Raw genomic sequence first — 24192 nt, forward strand, 5'->3', positions numbered from 1 at the left:
GATTGTACGCTTTTTGCATACTAAAAAGCAAAAGGCAGAATGGCTCATTCACGCATCCCACCATAAAAGATGTAGAATAAAAATATAAAACCTAAATAAAACTTCCTTCTACCCCACTTATTTTTGTGGAGATTATTAGAAGGAAGTTTTATATATTGTGCACTAATGTTTAATTTGATGTTTTGGTATGATGAGCCATGCTGCTAAAAATGCTAGTCCAACAAGTGCTGCACCCGAAATGAATGCAATTGTAGCGGCTAAGTGAGGTGTATGTGTCGCTACAAGTGATGTATAAACTGTTGTGACAACAGCGATACCAAATGCTGCACCTAATGTGGATGTCATTTTAATAATCCCTGATGCCATGCCCACCTTTTCTGCTGGTGCATTGGATACTGCAGTTGAGAGCGCAGGTGTTGCAAAGAAACCAAGTCCCAATCCAATTAGCGAGAAGCCAATCAAAGCTACAATTGCATATAAGATAAACGGTAACGTCACAATAGAAAGCAACAAGATACCGATACCGATGCTAATAGGTCCAAGCATAAGCGGTACTTGTGGTCCGTGTTTTTGCATATATTTTTCACCAATTCTAATCATCACTAAACTACCAATCATATATGGGATTGTGAGTAGTCCAGCTTTAGCTGCTGACATGCCCATCCCTTGTTGTGCGTAAATATTAAACATAGCAAGCGATCCTATAACCGTATTTACTAGTAAGTTTGCTATTGTTGTTCCGATATAAACGCGATTATTAAATAGACTCAAGTCAATAAACGGATGTTGTTTTTGTTTTTCATACATATAAAAGCCGATAATCGTTAATATAAAGATAACATCCAAAATTAAAATAAATGGGTGTGTCCATCCAAACTTTGTACCTTGTGTAATGACGACGTTAACACTAACCATCATCACTAGGAAAATAACAATACCAACAATGTCGAATTTAATACCTTTTGCTGATTCGTCACGTGATTCAGGTGTGCCACGTAATAGCACCATTGCAAGACAGGCAAAAATAATAGATAGGACGAAAATCCATCGCCAGCCTATAAATGTTGCTACTACACCAGCAAATAATGATGCAAATCCTGTACCACCATATGATCCGAATGACCAATAACTCAATGCCTTTTGACGTTCAGCTTCTTGATAGTTTTGGTTAATCAACGCAATGGTTGCTGGCATCAAACACGCGGCTGATAACCCTTGTAGCACACGACCTAGCAACAACATAAAAACCATGTTTGAAATAATCAGTGCGGCTGAACCGACAATACTTAGCACGAGTCCGATATAAGTCAATTTTACGCGTCCCAGCTTGTCTGCCAATCCACCCATAACAACGATAAAAATACCACTCATTAAAGATGTTAAGCTGACTGCGATATTTACTATGCTCATATCAACTTGATAATCTTGTTGCACGTGTGGCGCAATATTCAATAACGACTGTGCAAATAACCAATAAGTGAGAATCCCTAGAATAATGGCGAGAATCAGTTGATTACCACGCTTTTTAGTTTGAGTCAATGTCACCACTACCCTTCCACAACTTGATGTGCTGCAGCTTGTTGACCTGCAATTCGACCAAATGTAAAGATATCTGCCAAAGCATTACCACCTAAGCGATTTCCTGCGTGGATACCGCCTGCAACTTCACCAGCTGCATACAAACCTTCAATAGGTTCTCCATCAATATTAAGTACGGCTGTCTCAGTGTTAATACGTAGACCACCCATAGTATGGTGTATCGCCGGTTTACGAGGTGTTGCATAGAATGGTGCTTTTTCAATTTTTAAGTCAAATGCATTTTTATTAAAATCATCATCATGACCTTGTTCCACAAACTGGTTATAGCGTTCAATTGTAGCGACAAAAGTATTGGTATCAATACCCAATTTTTCAGCTAATGCTTCTAACGTATCAGCTTTAATAAGTGTGCCATCCTCTAGCTCGTGTTTAATTTTACTTTCTGACGTATTCATCGCAAGAGCTTTAATATTTTCATCAGCAATAATATAGAACATGCTGTCAGGTTGTTCTAAAGCTGCTTTTGATAAAACATCTCGGCTCTCAAATTCATTAACAAAACGTTTACCTTGTTTATTAATAAACACAAAGTTGGATGGTGTTACAATCAAACCTGTAAACAAGGCACCTGTTTTTGGATCAGAGATTGGCATCATTTGTGTAAAGCCCATACCTACGAGATCAGCACCTGCTTGTAATCCGAGTTTAATACCATCACCTGTAATTGCAGGTGAGTTGGTTGTTTTAATATCATCTGGAATGTAATCCCAGTACGTATTGTATTGTTGTAACATTTGTGTATTGGCACCAAAACCACCTGTTGCTAGAATAACGCCATGACGCGTATGCAATTTAATCTTCGTACCATTTGCTTTACGTGCTTCAACACCTATTACTTTTCCATTTTTAGTGATTAATTTTTCAGCAGTTGTTTCATTCATAATACGACCTTGTTGCTGTTTAACAAAAGCACTTAAAGATTCGATGTATTCTAACCCTTGTGCTTTCATTGGTTTATGACCTCGACGCCATAATGCACCTACTGGCATATCCACAATAGAACGGTCAAAATGCACACCTTTTTGTGTAAGCCATTTTACAGAAGATAAGACGTTATCTGTTAAAGTTTTGACAAGTTGATAATCCCCGATGATTTCGTTGCCATTACGATCTGTTCGTTTTCCACCTAAATAAGTTTGGATACGGTGGAACTCTGTAGAATCAAATAAATATTCTGGTCGCTTATCAATATCTGCCAAATATTCTTTGATTTGTTGTTGGACAATTTCAAAATCTGCACGGTATTCAAGGTCAATGTCTTGGATATCATAAGATAATATCGATTCCAAAGTTTCTTTTTCACCTGCTAATGCTGGGAAAGTATTTTGCCAGTTAGGCTCTGGTGCATTGACTTGACCACCTGTACGTATCGTATTACCTCCGATTGCTGGGAATTTTTCTAACATGATAACAGATTTTCCGGCTTCCAAAACCGTTGATGCTGCACTTAAACCTGCACCACCAGTACCTATCACTACCACGTCAGTTGTTTCTTCAATCGTTTCATTAGACCATTGAATCACTGGTTTTGGTCGTGCACGTAACACATCAGGATCTTCGCCAGCTTGTTTAATTGCTTCAGCGATACCTTCAACAATACCTTCACTCGTTACCGTTGCTCCAGAAATGACATCAACGTTGAGTGTTTGTCCATCAATAATATCTCTTGGTAACCTTTCAAATACTGGGTTGGCAATTCCTTCTGATTCACTACTATCATCCACATCAATGCGCAAAATCTCGGTTTCTGACAATTCCACTTCCATTGGTAAATCGCCATTATGACCTTTCGCAAATACATGATAGATACCAGGTTTGAAAGATACTTTTTTATTTTGTAAAGCCTTTAATTTTTCGTATTTTCTATGCTCTTCTTCTTTGTCTAAAATCATAAAGTCCATGACTTTCCATAATGGGGATGGGATATGTAACGGTTGTTGATCATGTATATCGACAAACGATTCTATTTTTTCGTCGTTCATGACTTTTTCTGTCCAGTTAGGTTCTACAAGATATGCTTTACCAATACTGAGTAAATCATACCCCATCTCTAGTGCTTCTTCCGCATCTTGACGCTGTGAAATGCTTCCTACCCCAATATGTGGAATTTTCGCAAGCTGATCACTTTGCATTTTTAAATATTTATCAATTAATGGCTCTGTATCATCTTGATTTACGATAGAAGTTCGTTTATAGCTATTCATTGATACATGAATATAATCTGGTTCATATTCAGCTAATGTATTCAATAAAAACATTGTGTCTTCAAAACGAATACCTGGTTCTTCAATTTCTTCTGGAGAATATCGATAACCAATAATAAATGATTCCGCACCTTGTTCTTGTGCAACAGCTTGTACCTTTTTGAGTACTTCGACCGGGAACTTAACGCGGTTTTCACGACTGCCACCCCATTTATCTTGACGTCTATTTGAATGAGGCGAGAAAAATTGTTGTAACAGATATGTGTTAGCACCATGAATTTCAACACCATCATAACCTGCTTCAATTGCTCGTCGTGTTGCTTCTCCAAAACTTTCAATCATCTGCTCGACTTGTATTGCAGTCATCTCTCTTGGCACTGCCGCATCTGGTCTTAACGCTGCGACAGGACTAGCTGAGATGGGCTTATCGCCACTATTATAACGTGGATTTGCCATTCGTCCTGCATGGTAAAGTTGTAGAATTGCTTTCGAACCTTTCTCCTGAATTGCTTCTGCTAGACGACGTAATCCAGCTATTTTATCATCTGTATCAATTCCGATAGCGCCAGGGAAACCTCTTCCATTATCCTCTACAAAACAGCTTTCAACGATTATCGCTGACGCATCTCCTGAACGAAAGCGATAATAATCAATCATTTCACTCGTAACGCTACCATCAAAATAGGCTGACTGAATCGTCATAGGCGCCATTAAAACCCTATTTTTTAACACGGCACCACTTTTTAATGTCATAGATTCTAACAATTGCTTACTCATATAGAAAGCCTCCTTTGTGTTTTTGTGATTAATTTCACATATGAGTGCAAAAAATTTTAGATGCTACCCTATCAAATTCGTCGATGTAGCTTCTGCGTTGTTAGGACTTTCCCATCTTTACGGACAATGAGTCCCTCGATACCATCTATTTGATCTAATAAAGCAATATTTTGTGCTGCATAACCAAAGCAACAAATCGTCGTCCATATTTCTCCGTCTATTGCATAATCGCTGACAATTGATACGCTGGCTATATCATTCTCTACAGGATAACCCGTCTTTGCGTCTAATATATGATGATAAAGTTTCTCTCCTGAAGTAAAACAACGTTCATATATTCCTGACGTTACGACTGCTTGATGTGCAACTTGAATGGTTTCAATGGCGATACCTCTTGCCATAAAAGGATTTTGTATACCAACTTGCCAATAATGACTAGTATTTCCAGGTGTGCCAATTGTCACAACATTACCGCCAAAGTCAATAATGCCGCGTTTGACGCCTTGTTCTACAAAATAAGATTTCAATTCATCAGCAAAATAACCTTTTGCAATCGCACCAAGATCAATTTCCATGCCAGGACGTTGAAGGTAAACAGTATGATTTTGGGAATTGAGTTTCATGTCTAAAGGGTTAATACGTGTTAGTGTGGTTGCTATTTCTGAAGGTGATGGTTCTCGAACATCTTGGAATCCAATGCGCCATAGCTTAACGAGCGGACCAATTAAGATATTTAGTTTAAGCTGAGAAGAAATGGTTGCCTGATATCCAAGCTCAATAAGATGAAACAATTCTTCATCTATTTTCACGGGACGTTGACCGGCCTGTTGATTAATTTTCATTAATGCTGAGTCTTGCCGATTCGCACTAAACCGTTGTTCCCAATCCTCTATACGGTGTTTGGCTTCTGCTAAAAGTAATTTTGCTGATGCATGCTCGATGGACAATCTTATTGTCGTTCCCATTGCTTGTATCCATTCCGTTTGCATCATGTCGCCTCCTGTAACCGATGTCATTGATACATTAATAGGATAACAAAATTTGTGAACAAAAACACAAAATTATATACACTTCACAAAAACGTTAAAATTTATATAATTATTTCGTTATAAAAATACTTAAAAAACCCTTTGTTTATCTTGATTATAGCCATCTTTGTGTATTAAGTTATTTATAAAATCAAAATACATTTTATGTAATTAATCAACTTTAATAGTATATTGAAATAATAAATCTCTCCTGAGTTTGACAAGCAATACGAGATGATTGTCATACCCAAGAGAGCTAATTGTTAATGATAAATATTGCTTCCTTGTTCTCTAAAAGCCTTTGCTTGTTCTTTCATGCCTTGTTCTTGCTGTTTAAAATTGTCTCGGATATCGTGTGAGATACGCATTGAACAGAACTTGGGGCCACACATACTGCAAAAATGTGCAACTTTCGCAGCTGTTGCAGGCAATGTTTCATCATGAAAAGCACGCGCACGCTCTGGATCTAATGATAGATTAAATTGATCAATCCAACGAAATTCAAAACGCGCTTTACTAATCGCATGATCGCGTTCTGTCGCATTTGGCAATCCCTTTGCCAAATCCGCAGCATGTGCTGCGATCTTGTAAGTAATGACACCTTCTCGTACATCATCTCTATTAGGCAAACCAAGATGCTCTTTTGGGGTTACATAACACAGCATTGCTGTACCATAGCTTGCTATTTGTGCAGCACCAATAGCAGATGTAATATGATCATATGCTGGAGCTATATCTGTCGTTAATGGTCCTAATGTATAAAAAGGTGCTTCTTGGCAATATAAATCGGCTAACTCTTGATTTTCTTTTATTTTGTGCATTGGTATATGTCCAGGTCCCTCAATCATAACTTGCACATCATGAGACCATGCAATCTTCGTCAATTCCCCTAATGTTTTTAATTCTGCAAATTGGCTTTCATCATTAGCATCATAGATTGAACCTGGACGCAAGCCATCACCTAGTGACACAGCAATATCATAGCGTTTCAATATTTCACAAATATCATCAAAATGCGTATACAAGAAACTTTCTTCATGATGTGCTAAACACCATTGTGCCATGATAGAGCCACCTCTAGATACAATGCCAGTCAATCGCTCCACTGTCATAGGAATATAGTGCAATCGAACACCTGCATGAATAGTAAAGTAATCTACCCCTTGTTCTGCTTGTTCAATAAGTGTATCTCGATATACTTCCCAAGTTAGATTTTCAGCAATACCATCTACTTTTTCCAACGCTTGATAAATAGGGACGGTGCCGACTGGAACTGGCGAATTACGAATGAGAAATTCGCGCGTCGCATGAATGTTCTTTCCAGTCGATAAGTCCATCATTGTATCTGCACCCCAATGAATGGCCCAAACAAGCTTTTCAATTTCTGCTTCTATGGATGATGATACTGCAGAGTTCCCAATATTAGCATTGATTTTAACTTGGAAATTTTTGCCAATAATCATCGGTTCAGATTCAGGATGATTAATGTTACTCGGGATAATTGCACGTCCTTTAGCAATTTCATCACGCACAAATTCTGGTGAGACGTTTTCTCGAGTCGCTACAAATTTCATTTCTTTTGTGATGATACCTTGTCGCGCATAATGCATCTGTGTTACATTGCCATTATTTTTAGCACGCCTTGGTTGATAGTCAAATGGAGAGGTTACCAGTTGTTGATGGTTCGTGCTTTTATAGCCATTATCAATCGACTGTACACGACGGCCTTCATAATATTCAATATCATTGCGTGCGTCTATCCATGGTGCACGCAATGTCGGAATACCGCGCATAACATCTACGTCATAGTTTTCTTCATGATAAGGTCCTGCTGTGTCATAGACCGTCAATGGTGGATTCTTGAACGTTCCTTGTTCTGTGACCGTATCACTAAGCGTGATTTGGCGAAAAGGAACCTGAATATCTGCATCTACCCCTTGTTTATAGATGCGTTCACTTGCTGGAAAAATTTGTTTCAATTCAATGTTTGCTTGTTCCATCAATTACTCCTCCTATTCATTACTAAGAGGTTCTTCATGAAACTGAATGATGTAGAATCGCCTAAAAAACGCATTCAGAAATAGACTGAATGCGCATGAAAACAACGATAATTTTATGTTGAAATAAACGTATGTAGTATATAGATTTAGCTACAACACGTCATTCTGATTAATATGTTCGTCGTTTGCTTCCCTACGCTAGTATTATCTAGATCAGGTTCAAAGGGTTGAGGTCATACCTCTTTCAGCTCATCAAGCACCCCTAGCAAGTTTTATAAAATTGGTACAAATTCATCATAACATTAATTAACAAACAGTTCAAAAAACCAAGACGCTTGTATGAACGTCCTGGTCTATAATCTATATATTATTGAATGTTAGTAATTTTAACGTTCATTTCGCCACCGTTTGGAAGTGGGACACGAACTTCATCGTTTAAGTGTTTACCGATTAAAGCTTGAGCCATTGGTGACTCATTGGAAATTTTACCATTGAATGCATCAGATTCAGCTGAACCAACGATTTGATAACTTTCTTCATCGTCACCTGGAAGTTCAACAAATGTTACTGTTTTACCAATTTGGACAACATGATTATCACCTGTATCCTCAATAATTAACGCATGACGTAACATTGTTTCAATGCGTTGGATATCTTGCTCGATAAACCCTTGTTCATCTTTCGCAGCATCGTACTCAGAGTTCTCAGACAAGTCACCAAAGCTACGCGCAACCTTGATTTTTTCTACAACTTCAGGTCGCTTTACAGTTTTTAACTCTTCTAATTCTTTTTCAAGTTTTTCAAAACCTTCTTGTGTCATCGGATATTGTTTTTGATTTTCCATATGTTCATCTTCCTTTTACTGTTTAATCTTTTTTCTGAACGAGCGCTTGAATCTTCGTCGTCATAATATCGATTGCTACTTTATTGCTGCCACCTTCAGGAATGATAATGTCAGCAAACTTTTTCGTTGGTTCGATAAATTGATTGTGCATTGGACGTACGACACTCAGATATTGGTCGATAACAGAATCCATCGTACGACCACGCTCTCTCGTATCACGGAGTAAACGACGAAGAATACGTAAATCCGCATCTGTATCAACGTATATTTTTACATCCATCATATTTCGAAGTTCTTCATTTTCAAGCGCAAATATACCTTCTACGATAATAACATCTTTAGGTTGAAATGCAATGGTTTTCTTACTGCGCGTATGATTTGTATAATCGTATGTCGGCACTTCAACTTCTCGACCTGCACACAAGTCACGCAAGTTTTGAATGAGTAAATCATTATCAAATGCAAACGGATGATCATAATTTGTCTTAAGTCGTTCCTCAAATGTGAGATGAGATTGATCTTTATAATAATAATCTTGTTCAATGAGAGCCACACTATGGCCTTCTAAATTATTCATAATTTTATTAGTGACAGAAGTTTTTCCGGAACCTGAGCCACCAGCAATACCAATAATTGTTGTCGGCGCCATAGTGTTATACCTCTTTTCTCATCATATTATTTACATAGATTGGGCGGTCAACCTTGATTTGAACAATTTGCAATGGATGGCGTGCAGCATCTAGTTCATTGCCTTCTTCATCATATATTGCTTCAACAACTTGGGTAAATGTTTCAATTTCAGGACCAAAAAATTCAACTTCTTGACCTGGTTTGAAATGGTTACGTTGCTGAATTGTCGCAATTTGTGTTTCTTCGTCATATGCTAAGACAAGACCGATAAAGTCATACGGTGATTTTTTCGCTGATTCATTACCAAACATTTGCTCTTCGTATCCAGGTGTTCCTTTAAAAAACGCAGGCGCTGTATCACGATTCGCACATTTATCAAGTTCGATTAACCACTCTGGCTTAATTTTAAAATTTTCAGGATCTGCTGCATAAGCATCGATCACTTTTCGATAGACAGAGACAACTGTCGCAATATAGTGAATTGATTTCATACGACCTTCAATTTTTAAAGAATCAATACCTAAATCCATCATATTTGGAATAGATTCTATTAACTTTAAGTCTCGAGGACTCATTGCGAATGGTACGGCCTGCCCATTTTCATAGTAAACATCTAATTCACCGTCTTTGTCCACTGTTAACAAATCATAATCCCAACGGCAACTTTGGCAACATCCACCACGGTTTGAATCACGAGCAGTCATATGGTTACTGAGCGTACAACGTCCAGAATAAGCAATGCACATCGCTCCGTGTATAAACGCTTCTATCTCAATATCCACTTTCTCTTTCATTTCTTTCATTTCCATTGCACCAGTTTCGCGTGCCAATACAACGCGATCCAAACCTTCTTCTTTCCAATATTCGACCGCCTTATAGTTACTTAGAGATTGTTGTGTAGATAAATGAATCTCAAGCTTTGGTGCGACACGCTTACACGTTTCAATAATTAATGGATCCGCTACGATGATACCTGTTGCACCTGTTCCTTCTAGTTGCATCAAATATGACTCTAAGCCATCCATATTCTCATCATGTGCGATAATATTAGTTGTAATATAAACTTTAGCGTTATAGCGATTGGCGAACGCTACACCTTCACGAATTTCATCAATGGTAAAGTTATCCGCATTTGAACGTAGACCATACTCTTGTCCGCCAATAAATACAGCATCTGCCCCATAATGAATAGCGATTTTTAACTTTTCAAGATTACCTGCAGGCGCAAGTAGTTCTGGCTTTTTCACTTTTGGCTTTACATCGGATTTCACTGCTTCTAATACCGTCATATGCATTCTCTCCTTCCATTAATATACCGTTTGTTTGTAGTAAAATCCTTCATCAAATGGGCGATGTTCAGGTTGAATCGCTTCAATTGGGTCTACTAACATAAACTTTTCATCTTCGTAGATTTCGGGATCTTCATGATACAAATCAATCGCTTCACGATATTGTTCAGTAACTGTATTTATATATTCTTCAGTATGCAATAAGCCATCAATCTTAAAACTATCAATACCTGCTTCAAATAATGGCGCTAATTCCTCAATTAAACAAATATCGTTTGGCGACATAATGTGTGTACCATTGTAGTCTTCAAATACAGGATATTTGTTTTCACGTTCTTCGTCATATAATAACAGTTGCGTTGAATCATCTATATTCTGGCGTTGAATCTTCATTTGACGTTCTTGGAATGTATAGTAATTGCCTAACAACATACGTTTTGATTGAAACATACATGTCATACCATGTACTTGTACTTCAATCTCTACATCTGCATGTGCTTTAATATTTATAATTTCATCTAAACTCAACTCACGCGCGAGTACCGCTCGATTGGCACCACGTTGCCCCCAATAGTTACATTGGAAATAGTTCGTCACAAGCGTCTCAGCATTCCAATGAAGTGGAATTGGGTTTTCTTGTTGTTTTACAAGCATTACAACTGCTGGATCACCAAAAATAATACGATCTACATCAATTTCATGTAGAAAATTAATATAATCTTCAACTGCTGGAATATGATAATTATGAAAGATACCGTTTACTGCTGCATATGCTTTTTTTCCTGCAGCATGTATCATCTCAACTGCTTGCTTCATCTGTTCTCTATTAAACTCACCCGCGAGTCGTAGGCCAAACTTTTCTTCTCCAATAACAAAGGCATCTGCGCCTTTTTCTATCAAAGCTTCAATATGGCTGAGCGACTTTGGTGTCACTAATAATTCAGTCATGTTTGTACTCCTTTATCGAAATAGCTAAACCATCATCCATATTTATAAAATTTGTTTTATATTCAGATTGTTCACTTAGCCATTGATTAAATTTCTGCACTTTTTTTACCATTTGTTTTACATTTCGACTGCGCACAATATCAATGTTCGCAACAAAACCATGGTAGAGGACATTATCCGTAATAATCACGCCGCCCTCTCGCAATAGCGGGCTATAAAGTTCAAAAAACTTACGTGATTGTGCTTTCGCTGCATCGATAAAAATCATATCATATGTGCGATCATTTACCTTTGAAAATGCTTGTGCGGCATCCTCTTCAATCAATCTAATCTGCGTGTTATAACCAAACTGTTTGAAATGCTGCTTGGCATGTGCAATCATATCGTGGTTACGCTCAATTGTCGTAACATTGATGTCTGAAGAGACCGAAGCAAATTGCATACTGCTGTAGCCAATAGCTGTACCCAGTTCTAAAATTTCTGTTGGCTGATGAATACGAATGATTTGCTTGATTAAATCCAACGACAGCTGATCAACAATAGGCACCTCATTCTTCTCTGCAAAAACACGCAGTCGGTCTAATTCACTATCATATGATTGCAAACTTAAAAAATAAGATTGATTTAAATTTTCCATCACTCAAACTTCCTTTAATCAAAATTCACTAAAAACCATCGAAAATAAAGAGTGGGACAGAAATCTTAACTTAAAGATTACATTGTCCCATGTTCTCAAAATTTCACATTTTAACACGTCATGACTACAAAATAGCTTCACATTATTCTATCATAAATTTCTTCCAAAGATAAGTTAATGCTATTAAAATGTCTTATTTTACAACACATTTATTTGCTTTAATCCATTTGAAAAATTAATTGCGCAATGCGTATATTAACTGACTGTTTTATCCTAATAATAACTTGCCACTTAAATAGACGATAATTCTATGAAAAAGAAATTATCCCTCGAATTTTCTACATAATAAATGAACGACCACAAACATTTCATAGCTATTGTACTATGAATGTTGTGGTCGTTTTTCAGACTTCGACTATACTTTTGACCGAATTTTCAAGTTATCCTCTTGGCTTAGAAGAAAACTGAGCAACTACTTCACCCGTTTTTGCATCATAATATGTTGTGACATTTCCTTCTATAACCTTCACTACTCCTGGTTCATCTGCAACAGCTACAGCATTCGATGGAATACTTGGATGAAGATATGAGTATTCGGCTGCATGCGCATTATGTGCAGCACCAAAAAGCAATGCTGATGAAGCGATAGTTAAACCTATGCTAAATAATGCTGCGCCTAACTTTCCATTAAAACTTTTAAGATTCATTTCTTAGCACTTCCTTTTCAAATAATAGTATACAATTACTATTGAAACGTATATACGCAACAAAATGTATACTATTTTTATCAATAGAATCGTCCATTTTACAAAAGACACCATGAAAAGAATCAAAAAACGATAATTCTATAACATTTCCATTAAAATATTCAAAATGGATTAAACGTTTATATAAAAAACTAAAAATAATTACAGTCATTGTCTAAACGTTACTATTACACATATATTTTTTACTACTTAGGGGGCTGCAATTAAGCATGAGATAGCATTAACTTTTTTAAAAAATTCTGTTGTGTCAGCTTGCAAGGCTAAGATGTAATGATGAAAAACGGTTAGATTTTGAGCTGAGACACATAAGTTACTTTCATCACCAAATGATTACCCATACCGCACTGCAAAAGCGCACAATCACAATGGACTATATGCCAGAAGTACTTTCCACCACAAAAGTTGAACTGCCTAAAAAACTGGTGAGACACCATTATCTCACCAGTTAATCTTTATGATTATTCTTCTGTTTCATTGAAGTTAGTATTGACTACTTCTTCAATCATATCCCATTCTTCTTCTGTTTCAATTGCCACGAAGCGACCACCATCACCTGATTCGTCTGGTTGATTAATCATTGGTACCAACTCAATCAAATCATCTTCGTCCGCTTGTGCACCTTCTTCAGCAAGAATCACATACTCCTTGTCAAAACCTGGATGATAGAATTCTAACATTTTACGGTATAATACTTCGTTACCTTCTTCATCATAAAGTGTTAATAATGCCTCATCACTGTTAATTTCTAATTCGTTAATTTTATGGTTTTCATTTGTCATATTTGCTCTCTCCTTAATTTAGTGAATCCAAATAGCCTTGTAAAATAAATACTGCAGCCATTTTGTCTATAACTTTCTTTCGTTTGGATCTTGAAACATCTGCTTCAAGTAACGAGCGTTCTGCTGCCATTGTACTTAGACGTTCATCCCACATAACAATCTCTAATTGTGGCATGCGTTCAGCAAGCGCTTCTTTATAATGTAGTGATGCTTCGCCACGAAAGCCTATCGAATTGTTCATATTTTTCGGCAATCCGATAACGACGGTACCTACGCGTTCTCTATTAATAATGTCAATTAAGGTGTCTAAGCCGAGCTCATTTTGTTGTTCATTGATATGGAGTGTGTCTAACCCTTGTGCTGTCCAACCCATCATGTCACTAATCGCAACACCAACAGTCCTACTTCCGACATCTAAACCAATAATTTTATGTTTAAGCATTGTGTTCTGTATCGTCGTTGTGTTTTAAATAAAATGACACGAGCTCTTCCATAATATCGTCACGATCAATGTGTCTGATTTGGTTTCTTGCTTCATTGTGACGCGGAATATACGCTGGGTCACCAGATAGAAGATATCCTACGATTTGATTAACCGCATTGTAACCCCTCTCTTCCAAAGTATGGTAGACATTATTAAGAACTGTTTCAACATTTGCTTTAGGGATTTCGTCATAGTTAAATTTCATTGTTTTATCAAAATTTGCCATTGTCATAACACTCCTTAAACCATAAATTGATTACTTCTTCTATTTTACATGAAAAGCATCTATTTTTATAATGATTTAATGTAACCTTCAACAAATTGTAATGCTGCTGTTATCTGGCTTGGGTCTGTTCCACCACCCTGTGCCATGTCAGGACGACCGCCCCCTTTACCACCTACAATTGGCGCCATCTCTTTAATAATATCCCCAGCTTTAACACGTTCATTGTATTGTTTCGGCACAGCTGCAACAAGTGATACTTTCCCACCAACGTCACTTGCTAAAACAATAATAGTATCTTGCAACTTAGATTTGAAATCATCCATTGTCGTACGCATTGCTTTAGCATTATCTACTTCAACTTCAGTGATTAATACTGGTAAATCATTAATGCGTGTAACTTTATCTTCAATATTACCCATTTTCAGTGCATTAATTTCTTTATTTTTCACTTCAATTGTTTGCTGTAATTCTTTTTCTTGTGCTTGTATATTTTTAACTTTTTCAAGGACTTGGTCATCCGCTTTGGCTTTTACCTGTGTTTTAATGGCGTTAAAACGCTCTAAATAACGTTCTAAATATACAAATGCTGCTTGTCCAGTGACCGCTTCAATACGACGCACACCTGCACCTGTCCCCGATTCACTTGTAATCTTAAACAAACCAATTTCAGATGTGTTGTTGACATGTGTTCCACCACATAGCTCTATTGAAAATGGTTGCATATCCACGACGCGTACAACATCACCATATTTTTCACCAAATAATGCCATTGCGCCTTGTGCTTTTGCTTCATCGATTGGCATTTCATTAATCGATACATTGATACTTTCCCATATTTTTTCATTTACAAGTTGCTCAACTACTTGCAACTCTTCTTGCGTCATTGCTGCAATATGTGAGAAGTCAAAACGCAAACGTTCACTATCCACTAATGAACCAGCTTGGTTAACATGACTACCTAACACTTCTTTCAGCGCTGCATGCAACAAGTGTGTCGCGCTATGATTTTTCATAATTGCTTTACGTGACTTACTATCCACTGATGCAGTGACTTGTGCACCTTCTGACACTGTGCCAAACTTCACATAGCCTGTATGCAAGTTTTGACCATTAGGTGCTTTAATGACCTCACGCACTTCAATTTCAAAGTTATCGCTTGCTACAATGCCTCTATCCGCAACTTGCCCACCACTTACGGCATAAAATGGTGTCTTGTCTAAAATAAAATGGATCGTTTGATCTGCATCGGCGTTTGTAACACGTTTGCCTTCAAAGATAATGTCTGTAATTCTTGCTTCTGTTTCAAACTGTTCATAACCGACAAATTCACTTTGGGTGTCAATTTGTTTCAATACTTCACTTTGTACTTGCATAGACTGATTATTTTGACGTGCTTCACGTGCGCGCTTACGCTGAGCTTCCATATGGGCTTCAAAGCCAGCCATGTCAATCGAAAGTCCTTCATTTTCGGTAATTTCTTGCGTTAATTCAATAGGAAAACCATACGTATCATACAGTTTGAATGCATCTTCACCTGCAATTATGCCATCTTGTCCTTTTGAACGTTCAATTAAGTCATTTAGAATCGTCAAGCCTTCTTCTAATGTCTCATGGAAACGTGCTTCTTCTGATTTAATCACACGCGCAATAAAGTCTTGATTTTCTTTTACATTTGGATAATATGGTTCCATAATATCCGCAACAATTTCCACTAAACGATACATAAACGGTTCGTTAATATTCAACGTTTGGCTAAAACGTACCGCACGACGTAACAAACGACGCAATACATAACCGCGACCTTCATTGGCTGGTAAAGCTCCATCTGAAATCGCAAAAGCTATTGTACGGATATGGTCTGCAATCACTTTAAATGCGACATCATCTTGCGCATTTTTTAAATATGTTTTGCCTGAAATTTTTTCGATTTCATGCATAATTGGCATAAATAAATCCGTTTCATAGTTCGTGCGTACGTTTTGTGAAATTGAGGCCATACGCTCCAGCCCCATGCCGGTATCAATATTTTTACTTGGTAGCGGTGTATAGCTGTGATCTTTGTTATGATTAAATTCACTAAATACTAAGTTCCACACTTCAAGGTAGCGTTCATTTTCGCCACCTGGATACATTTCTTCAGCTGGATCATCCACGCCATATGCCTCACCACGATCGTAAAAAATCTCAGTATTGGGTCCAGATGGTCCTTCACCAATATCCCAGAAGTTACCTTCAATACGAATAATGCGATCTTCAGATAATCCGATATGATCATGCCAGAAATCGTATGCTTCCATATCTTCTGGATGAATTGTCACATAGAGTTTTTCAGGTTCCATAGCCATCCATTTATCACTCGTCAAAAATTCCCATGCAAACTCAATCGCTTCACGTTTGAAGTAATCACCAATTGAGAAGTTCCCAAGCATTTCAAAAAACGTATGGTGACGCGCTGTAAAACCTACATTCTCAATGTCATTTGTACGAATTGATTTTTGTGCATTGACAATACGTGGTTTTTTCGGAATTTCACGCCCATCAAAATATTTTTTGAGTGTTGCGACACCTGAGTTAATCCATAGTAATGTATCGTCGTCAATCGGGACTAACGGTGCAGAAGGTTCGACCATATGTCCTTTTTCAACAAAATAATCCAAATACATTTGTCGTATTTCACTAGCTTTCAAATTTTTCATTATGTCAACTCCCTTATTATCTTCGTCAAACAAAAAGACACTCGTCTCATCAAAGGGACGAATGTCTCGCGGTACCACCCTAGTTATAGCCATCTTGACTATCACTCTATCTTTACTATTCAACTATGCGCATAGTAGCATTCAATGCGATGACTCGTATCTCTCAGCACCGATACGTCTCTGTAAAAGCCATCAATCATTTACTCGGTTATCCGCTTTTCTTTAACAATGTGATTATATAAAAAGAACTTAGCTTTTGTCAATTTCTAGAAAGTCATACGGCGTTGTTTCACCCATATTAATCATCGGGTTAACTTGGTACATCGTTGCTTCTGTTAACACAAAATTATTATCAACTGTTATGTCAGAGTGGTCTGTTGGATCGATTCCCTTGAAGTAAGTTATCAAAAAAGTTAGCAACTGGGTCAAGCGTGTTTGTCCAAGTGTATGTAAGCCTATATTAAACGCTTCTGCGTCGCCTAAAAAGACTAAGGATTGTTTGGCACGTGTAAGCCCCGTATATAATATAGGTTTTTGTAACATACGATAATATTGTTTCACTATTGGCATGATGACTATTGGAAATTCTGAACCTTGTGATTTGTGAATGGACGTGCAGTAAGCATGAGTCAGCTCCATCAAATCTGAACGCATATAAGTTATCTCATTGCCTTCAAAGTCCACAATCACGATATCTTTATTTAAAGCGTTCTCTTTCGCCCAAAAGATTCCCACAATCTCGCCAATATCTCCATTAAAGACGTTATCATCCGGTCTGTTCACCAATTGCAAGACTTTATCACCGTTTCTAAAAATGACATCTCCAAAGAGCATTTCTCGGTGATCATCATCTTCTTTAGGATTCAATATCCCTTGTAGCACTTGATTAAGCTTTTGTATCCCTGCACTCCCGCGATACATCGGTGCCAATACTTGAATGTCTGCCATCGTATATCCTTTTTGAACGGCATTTGTTACAACTTTATCGACAATTTCGGGAATTTGATGTGTTTGGCATGGAATGAATGATCGGTCATGATAACGCTTCGTAATATCTACTTCTTCTCCTAATTTCATACGATGTGCTAAATCAATAATACTTGAACCATCTTGTTGACGATACACTTCTGTTAGATTAACACGTGGCAACACATCTGCATCAATCAAATCTTTAAATACTTGACCAGGCCCAACAGATGGCAACTGATCTTCATCACCCACAAGCACTACTTGTGCATCAACAGGCACGGCGTTCATAAATTGATGAAACAGCCATGTATCAACCATTGACATTTCATCCACGATAATTAAGCGTGCTTCTATCTCATGTTCCAACAGTTGATCGGGTTTCGTTTCTTGGTTCCACCCAATTAGTCGATGAACGGTCAAGGCTTCTAATCCTGTCGACTCACTCAGCCGCTTAGACGCACGACCTGTCGGAGCAGCCAGTGCCACCGGAAACGCATCATCTTCGCCATAATCATCATAATCCAATGACAAGCCATGCATTTCGGCATACAGTTGGACAATCCCTTTGATAACAGTCGTTTTACCAGTGCCTGGTCCTCCTGTCAATAGCATAACTTTATTTTGCAATGCACACTCTAATGCTTCTTTTTGTGAAGTTGCATAGCTCACATCATTCATTTCTTCAATTTCACCAATATGCAGTTGGATGTCCGATAAGTCAAATTTAGTTAACGACTTTTTATCGCTTGAGACTTTAAAAAGATTCTGTGTACTTTTTAATTCAGAATAATACAAGCTTGGAAGTGCAACAATATCGTCCATTACAATGAGTTTTTGTTCTTCTACCAATTGCATAATACACGCTTGCATTGCTGCTTCATCGATAGTTTCAGTCATATTTTTAGACAACAAGTCAATCGCGGCATTGATTAACGCTTCTACCGGTAAATAAGTATGACCATTTTTGATACATGTTTCTTCTACTACATAAAGAATTCCCGCTTTTAAGCGATCTTGATGCAGTGGGTGAATACCAAGTTGTTGGGCTAACTGATCCGCTTTTTGAAAACCTACACCTTTGATATCATGCACCAGCTGGTAAGGATTGTTGTCCAACACGTTCAAGGTGTCTGATTGATAAAACTTATAAATATCCATGGCAAGTTTTGAACCAAATCCCAGCTCGTTCAAGCGAATCATAATTTGTTCACTCTCTTGATTCTGATAGACCTGCTGTGCAATTTGTTCTTGTTTGTCTTTTGACAGCTTAGGCACTTGAGACAGACACGTTTCATCATTTAAGATTTGATGTATTGCATCTTCCCCCAAGGTATTTACAATTGCCTCAGCCGTTTTGATGCCTACCCCTTTAAATAGGTCACTAGACAAATATGCTATCACGGCATCTTTTGTTTGAGGAATCTCTTTTTGAAATGTCTCAGCCTTCAATTGTTTGCCATAACGTGCGTGTTCAACAACATAGCCCTTAAATGTGTACGTTTCATCTTCAACAATATCTGGAAAATACCCAACGATTGTTGCCTCATCTTCAAAATCTCCATTCGTATCATTTACGTCTACTTTTAATACGGTATAGAAGTTATCGTCATTTTGGAAAAGGATACGTGCAACGTCACCTTTAATATAGGTGCTATCTAATAGCGTTGGGTTTTCCATAGTTATCCCTCCTCTTCTCGTTGAATCATCGTAAATGTTTTAATGGCATGATGGCTCAACATATGTGAATCATCCATGTCAATGGCACATTCAAAGCCTTGAATCGCTGCATTGATATCTTCATTCAGCATGTATTGCGCAAGGGTTAAATTATATTGTGCATCAGCATGCTTTGAATCTTTTGTAAGAATGCGTTGCAGTAAAGGTATCGCTTGATCAAACATCTCATGTTCACACAATAATAATGCATATTGAAATTGTGCTTCTAGGTCTTCAAATGCTGTATCCATTTCTGATGCACGCATGAGAAACGGTAATGCTTTATCTTTTGCATCTAATTGTACAAACGACATCCCTAGCATAAAATAAACATCTTTTGTTTCTAACTGTTTTTTTATTGCCGTTTGATATAATTTAATCGCTTCTTGAAAACGTCCTTCATTAAAATAAACATTTGCTAAATTATAGAAAACGACACCATTATCTGGTTGTATCGCAATAGCACGTTGAAAAAAACGTTCTGCCTTTTCAATCTCGCCCGCTTCTGCCAACAAAATGCCTGAATTGATATAGTTTTCTACTTCTTCAGGCGCTGCTTCAATATTGTCAAAACAAGCTTGTAATGCTTTTTCAAACTGTCCTTGCTTAATCAATCTATGTATTTGTTCTTGTTCCATTATTGTCTCACCTTTAAGTTACTATTGTTATTAATCTGCTTAGTGTTCATTGTACATCAAAAACGATCATAACTAAAATAGGGGTCAGTAGAAATTTCTTTAAGTAATCAAGAAAGTTCATACCACCCCTATACATTACAATTTGCTTTTAAACAACATAGCTCAATTGCCCGCTGTTTTTATACACATCATCAATCGTTGCACCGCCTAAGCACACATCACCATCATAAAAAACAACTGCTTGACCTGGTGTAATAGCTCGTACCGGTTCATCAAATGTCACACGAATTGCGTCATCACTTTCTTTAGTCACAGTAACACCTATATCTTGTTGACGATATCTAAACTTCGCTGTACACTTCAATGGTTTTGTTAAGTCGATTGCATTTACGAATGACACATCAGATGCTACTAAGTAATCACTATAAAGCGCATCATGATGGAAGCCTTGTTCAACATAAAGCACATTATCTTTTAAGTTTTTACCAACGACAAACCACGGGTCTCCATCGCCACCGATACCAAGACCATGACGTTGTCCAATCGTGTAGTACATTAATCCACTGTGTTGTCCTTTTAATTCGCCATCCAACGTACGCATTTCGCCTGATTGTGCTGGTAGATATTGTGATAAAAATGTTTTAAAGTTCCGTTCACCAATAAAGCAAATACCTGTTGAATCTTTTTTCTTCGCCGTTGCTAAGCCTTGTTCAAGCGCAATGGCACGCACTTCTTTTTTATCAATATCGCCAATTGGGAACATCACTTTTTGTAGTTGTTCATTTGTTAACTGATTTAAGAAATACGTTTGATCTTTATTTTGATCGACACCACGCAGCATCTCCACACGCCCATCTTCATTGTGACGTACACGTGCATAATGACCTGTTGCGACATAGTCTGCACCTAATTTAAGCGCGTGTTCCAAAAATGCTTTGAATTTAATCTCTTTATTACACATCACATCTGGATTCGGTGTGCGTCCTTTTTTATATTCATCTAAAAAGTATGTGAATACCTTATCCCAATATGCTTGTTCAAAGTTAACCGCATAATATGGGATGCCGATTTGGTTACATACAGCAATGACATCATTATAATCTTCTGTTGCTGTACACACGCCATTCTCATCTGTATCATCCCAGTTTTTCATAAAAATACCGATGACATCATAGCCTTGTTGTTTTAATAAATATGCTGTAACAGAACTATCAACACCGCCTGACATTCCGACTACAACACGTGTATTTTGATTTGTCACACATGTTCCTCCTCTTTAAATTTCAAATAGATTTTTTGTATTTCGACAATGATTCGATTCATTTCTTCTGTCGTCATTAATTCATTTAAGCTAATACGTACTGAACGTGTCACACGTGGATAGTCGCCATACATTGCTGATAGAACATGTGATGGAATGGTAGAACCAGCCGTACAAGCTGAACCAGACGAGACAAAAATACCCGCTAAATCAAGAAGTGTTAATAGCGTTTCAACATCTATAAACGGGAAATATAAGTTGACAATATGATTGGTTGTTTCAATCATTGAACCGTTCAATTCAAATGGGATTGCTCTATCTTGTAGCCCCACTAATAATTGTTCTTTTAATTGTGTATTGTGAATATTATATGCATCTCGGTTTGCATCAGCAAGTGTGAGCGCTTCTGTCAAACCGACAATCTGTGGCACATTCTCAGTACCTGCTCGGCGTTTTGTCTCTTGTTCTCCACCTTGCTGTTGATATTGAAGCTCTGTCCCCTTCTTAACATAGAGAATCCCTACACCTTTAGGGCCTCCAAACTTATGCGCAGTAAGGCTGAGTGCGTCTACACCTAGCTCCTTCACATCGATTGGCAAGTGTCCAACCGCTTGTACGGCATCAGTATGGAAGTAAGCTTGTGACTGTGCAACCATCTCTTGAATCTCATCAATCGGTTGCATCGTCCCTACTTCATTGTTAACAAACATGATGGAAACAAGTGTTGTATCTTCACGCAAAGCTTGTTTCAATTGATTTAAATTAATACGTCCTGTCTCATCTACATCTATATATGTGACTTCAAAACCTTGTTTCTCCAGCCACTCAAAGACATGTAGCACGGAATGATGCTCAATTTTTGAGGTGATTAGGTGCATTCCCTTGTTGCGTCGCGCTTGAGCAATTCCTTTGATAACTGTATTATTTGATTCTGTCGCACCACTCGTGAATAGTATCTCGTGCGTTTCGGCATTTAATACTTGTGCAACCTTTCGTCGTGACTCATCTAAAAAATGACGTGCATCTCGCCCTTGTGTATGTATGGAAGATGGATTTCCATAATGATGTTGATAGATTGACATCATCGCGTCAATCACTTGTGGCTTAACCGGTGTTGTTGCAGCATAATCTGCATAAATACCCATTCTACGACAGTCCTTTCCTCTAATCAATGCTCCTATTTTAGCATTGCCTTTTTTATTTTACTAGTAGTCTGTTTACCGTACATCGCTAATTAATAATTCTATTGTATGACGAATAACATTTAACTGCAATGAAACCTACGTAAGCAACTTGAGCGCCTATCAATTCAACAAGTGCTATACTAACGTCAGAAAAGGAGTGTAGGTACATCATGAAACAAATTCGTTATTCTGCATTGAACCTCGTTCCCATTAGAGAAGGTTCCAACGAGCGTGGTGCCATTGATGAAATGGTCACATTGGCACAAACTTTAGAAAAGTTATCATATGAAAGATATTGGATTGCAGAACACCACAATGCACCTAATCTCGTTAGTTCTGCAACAGTCATACTGATTCAACATGCGTTATCACACACGAAAAATCTGCGCATTGGCTCAGGTGGTATTATGTTACCCAACCATGCCCCACTAGTCGTTGCCGAACAGTTCGGTACACTTCAAACGATTTACGGAGATAGACTAGATTTAGGTCTGGGGCGCGCACCTGGCACAGACATGGCAACAGCCAACGCATTACGCAGAAATCAGCATGACGGTGTCTATCAATTCTCAGATGAAGTATCACAACTGATTCAATACTTTGGTTCCGATACCAAGCAAGGATACGTTAAAGCAATTCCTGCTGTCGGTACAGAAGTGCCATTATATATACTAGGCTCTTCCACAGACTCAGCACATCTTGCTGCACGCAAAGGATTGCCTTATGTATTTGCAGGCCACTTTGCGCCACAACAAATGAAGGACGCCTTGCAAATCTATCGTGAGTTATTTGAGCCATCAGAATTTCTTTCTGAGCCATACATCATGGTTTGTTTAAACGTTGTCATGGCTGATACAAATGATGAAGCAATGCATTTAGTCACAACGCAGTCACAGATGTTTACAAGCATTATGAAAGGACGCATGCAAAAAATGCAACCGCCTGTGCACGATATTCATAGCGTTCTATCACCTCAAGAAGTGGCTATGACCGACGCACGTATTCAGCAGTCATTAGTCGGTGATAAAACAACCGTTAAGCAACAAATTCGTGACTTCATTCGCTATTATGGTGAAATAGATGAAATAATGAATGTGAGCTATATCTATGACACTGACAAACAAGCGCAGTCGTATCAATATTTTAAAGAAGTCATTGATGAATGGAATCACGCATAATTGTAAAAAGCTTCCTTGACTGATTACAATATCAGCAGGAAGCTTTTTACACAAAAAAACAGCAGACACTCAAATAGAGTACCCACCGTCCACATTAATATAGCGAAAATTATTTGTTGCCTTTTAATTTGTCAATTGCTTCAGTTGCTTTATCTTTAACGTTTTCAACAACTTCTTTTACTTTACCAGCTGCTTTATCTTGTTTACCTTCAGCTTCTAATTGTTTGTCGTCAGTTACGTTACCAACTGTTTCTTTTACATTACCTTTTACTTGATCGAATTTGCTTTCTGCGTTTGACATATTCATTACCTCCTAAATGTACTTACAAATTAATTAT

The 24192-nt window shown here is 37.7% G+C and carries 20 protein-coding genes and 1 riboswitch; of the genes, 1 reads left to right on the top strand and 19 read right to left on the bottom strand.

What is annotated here, in order from left to right; genetic code table 11:
• Window positions 1–162: 162 nt before the first annotated feature.
• The 18 genes from NXS11_RS01655 to NXS11_RS01740 form a co-directional block, all read right to left on the bottom strand.
• Window positions 163–1539: an MFS transporter gene (locus NXS11_RS01655; RefSeq protein WP_259198281.1), complete on the bottom strand. Its 1377-nt coding sequence runs from the start codon at window positions 1537–1539 to the stop codon at window positions 163–165.
• Between the two features lie 8 nt (window positions 1540–1547).
• Window positions 1548–4580, bottom strand: a complete 3033-nt coding sequence (locus tag NXS11_RS01660) for an NADH-dependent flavin oxidoreductase (RefSeq protein WP_259198116.1) — start codon at window positions 4578–4580, stop codon at window positions 1548–1550.
• Between the two features lie 71 nt (window positions 4581–4651).
• Window positions 4652–5569, bottom strand: coding sequence for an FAD:protein FMN transferase (locus NXS11_RS01665; RefSeq protein ID WP_259198117.1), 918 nt, complete (start codon window positions 5567–5569; stop codon window positions 4652–4654).
• Between the two features lie 302 nt (window positions 5570–5871).
• Window positions 5872–7608 carry a phosphomethylpyrimidine synthase ThiC gene (gene thiC / locus NXS11_RS01670; protein WP_259198118.1) on the bottom strand — a complete coding sequence of 579 codons (1737 nt, stop codon included), beginning with the start codon at window positions 7606–7608 and terminating at the stop codon, window positions 5872–5874.
• 173 nt (window positions 7609–7781) lie between these two features.
• Window positions 7782–7882, bottom strand: a riboswitch (TPP riboswitch).
• A gap of 93 nt (window positions 7883–7975) precedes the next feature.
• Window positions 7976–8452: a transcription elongation factor GreA gene (greA, locus tag NXS11_RS01675; protein ID WP_259198120.1), complete on the bottom strand. Its 477-nt coding sequence runs from the start codon at window positions 8450–8452 to the stop codon at window positions 7976–7978.
• Between the two features lie 22 nt (window positions 8453–8474).
• Entirely contained in the window at window positions 8475–9101 is a 627-nt protein-coding gene (udk, locus tag NXS11_RS01680) for a uridine kinase (RefSeq protein ID WP_259198121.1), read from the bottom strand.
• 4 nt (window positions 9102–9105) lie between these two features.
• Window positions 9106–10371, bottom strand: coding sequence for a peptidase U32 family protein (locus NXS11_RS01685; protein ID WP_259198123.1), 1266 nt, complete (start codon window positions 10369–10371; stop codon window positions 9106–9108).
• Window positions 10372–10389: 18 nt separating this feature from the next.
• On the bottom strand, window positions 10390–11319 hold the full coding sequence (locus NXS11_RS01690) for a peptidase U32 family protein (protein ID WP_259198125.1): 930 nt from the start codon (window positions 11317–11319) through the stop codon (window positions 10390–10392).
• A complete protein-coding gene (locus tag NXS11_RS01695; RefSeq protein ID WP_259198126.1) occupies window positions 11312–11956 on the bottom strand; it encodes an O-methyltransferase in 645 nt (214 codons plus the stop codon). Before NXS11_RS01695 ends, NXS11_RS01690 begins: the two co-directional genes overlap by 8 nt.
• A 440-nt stretch (window positions 11957–12396) precedes the next feature.
• Window positions 12397–12663, bottom strand: a complete 267-nt coding sequence (locus NXS11_RS01700; protein WP_259198127.1) for a hypothetical protein — start codon at window positions 12661–12663, stop codon at window positions 12397–12399.
• Between the two features lie 518 nt (window positions 12664–13181).
• A complete protein-coding gene (locus NXS11_RS01705) occupies window positions 13182–13502 on the bottom strand; it encodes a DUF1292 domain-containing protein (protein WP_259198129.1) in 321 nt (106 codons plus the stop codon).
• A 13-nt stretch (window positions 13503–13515) separates the two neighbouring features.
• Window positions 13516–13944 carry a Holliday junction resolvase RuvX gene (gene ruvX / locus NXS11_RS01710; RefSeq protein WP_259198132.1) on the bottom strand — a complete coding sequence of 143 codons (429 nt, stop codon included), beginning with the start codon at window positions 13942–13944 and terminating at the stop codon, window positions 13516–13518.
• Complete coding sequence (locus NXS11_RS01715) at window positions 13937–14212, bottom strand: IreB family regulatory phosphoprotein (RefSeq protein ID WP_259198133.1); 276 nt, start codon at window positions 14210–14212, stop codon at window positions 13937–13939. The genes ruvX and NXS11_RS01715 overlap by 8 nt, the downstream gene beginning before the upstream one ends.
• Before the next feature lie 65 nt (window positions 14213–14277).
• Entirely contained in the window at window positions 14278–16908 is a 2631-nt protein-coding gene (alaS, locus tag NXS11_RS01720; RefSeq protein WP_259198135.1) for an alanine--tRNA ligase, read from the bottom strand.
• Window positions 16909–17157: 249 nt separating this feature from the next.
• Window positions 17158–19554 carry an SF1B family DNA helicase RecD2 gene (gene recD2 / locus NXS11_RS01725; RefSeq protein ID WP_259198136.1) on the bottom strand — a complete coding sequence of 799 codons (2397 nt, stop codon included), beginning with the start codon at window positions 19552–19554 and terminating at the stop codon, window positions 17158–17160.
• Between the two features lie 2 nt (window positions 19555–19556).
• Window positions 19557–20231, bottom strand: coding sequence for a tetratricopeptide repeat protein (locus NXS11_RS01730; protein ID WP_259198137.1), 675 nt, complete (start codon window positions 20229–20231; stop codon window positions 19557–19559).
• A 148-nt stretch (window positions 20232–20379) separates the two neighbouring features.
• Window positions 20380–21492 carry a tRNA 2-thiouridine(34) synthase MnmA gene (gene mnmA / locus NXS11_RS01735; protein ID WP_259198138.1) on the bottom strand — a complete coding sequence of 371 codons (1113 nt, stop codon included), beginning with the start codon at window positions 21490–21492 and terminating at the stop codon, window positions 20380–20382.
• Window positions 21489–22637 (bottom strand): cysteine desulfurase family protein, encoded by a 1149-nt coding sequence (locus NXS11_RS01740; RefSeq protein ID WP_259198140.1) that lies wholly within the window; start codon window positions 22635–22637, stop codon window positions 21489–21491. Before NXS11_RS01740 ends, mnmA begins: the two co-directional genes overlap by 4 nt.
• A gap of 209 nt (window positions 22638–22846) precedes the next feature.
• On the opposite strand from NXS11_RS01740, the gene NXS11_RS01745 reads away from it, so the two are divergent.
• The gene (locus tag NXS11_RS01745; protein ID WP_259198141.1) at window positions 22847–23854 is read left to right on the top strand and encodes an LLM class flavin-dependent oxidoreductase; all 1008 of its coding nucleotides are present in this window, start codon (window positions 22847–22849) and stop codon (window positions 23852–23854) included.
• Between the two features lie 109 nt (window positions 23855–23963).
• Here NXS11_RS01745 and NXS11_RS01750 read toward each other — a convergent pair whose 3' ends face one another.
• On the bottom strand, window positions 23964–24155 hold the full coding sequence (locus tag NXS11_RS01750; RefSeq protein ID WP_259198142.1) for a CsbD family protein: 192 nt from the start codon (window positions 24153–24155) through the stop codon (window positions 23964–23966).
• Between the last annotated feature and the right edge of the window lie 37 nt (window positions 24156–24192).

The sequence above is a fragment of the Staphylococcus americanisciuri genome (genome assembly GCF_024814435.1).
GTDB classification, from domain to species: domain Bacteria; phylum Bacillota; class Bacilli; order Staphylococcales; family Staphylococcaceae; genus Staphylococcus; species Staphylococcus americanisciuri.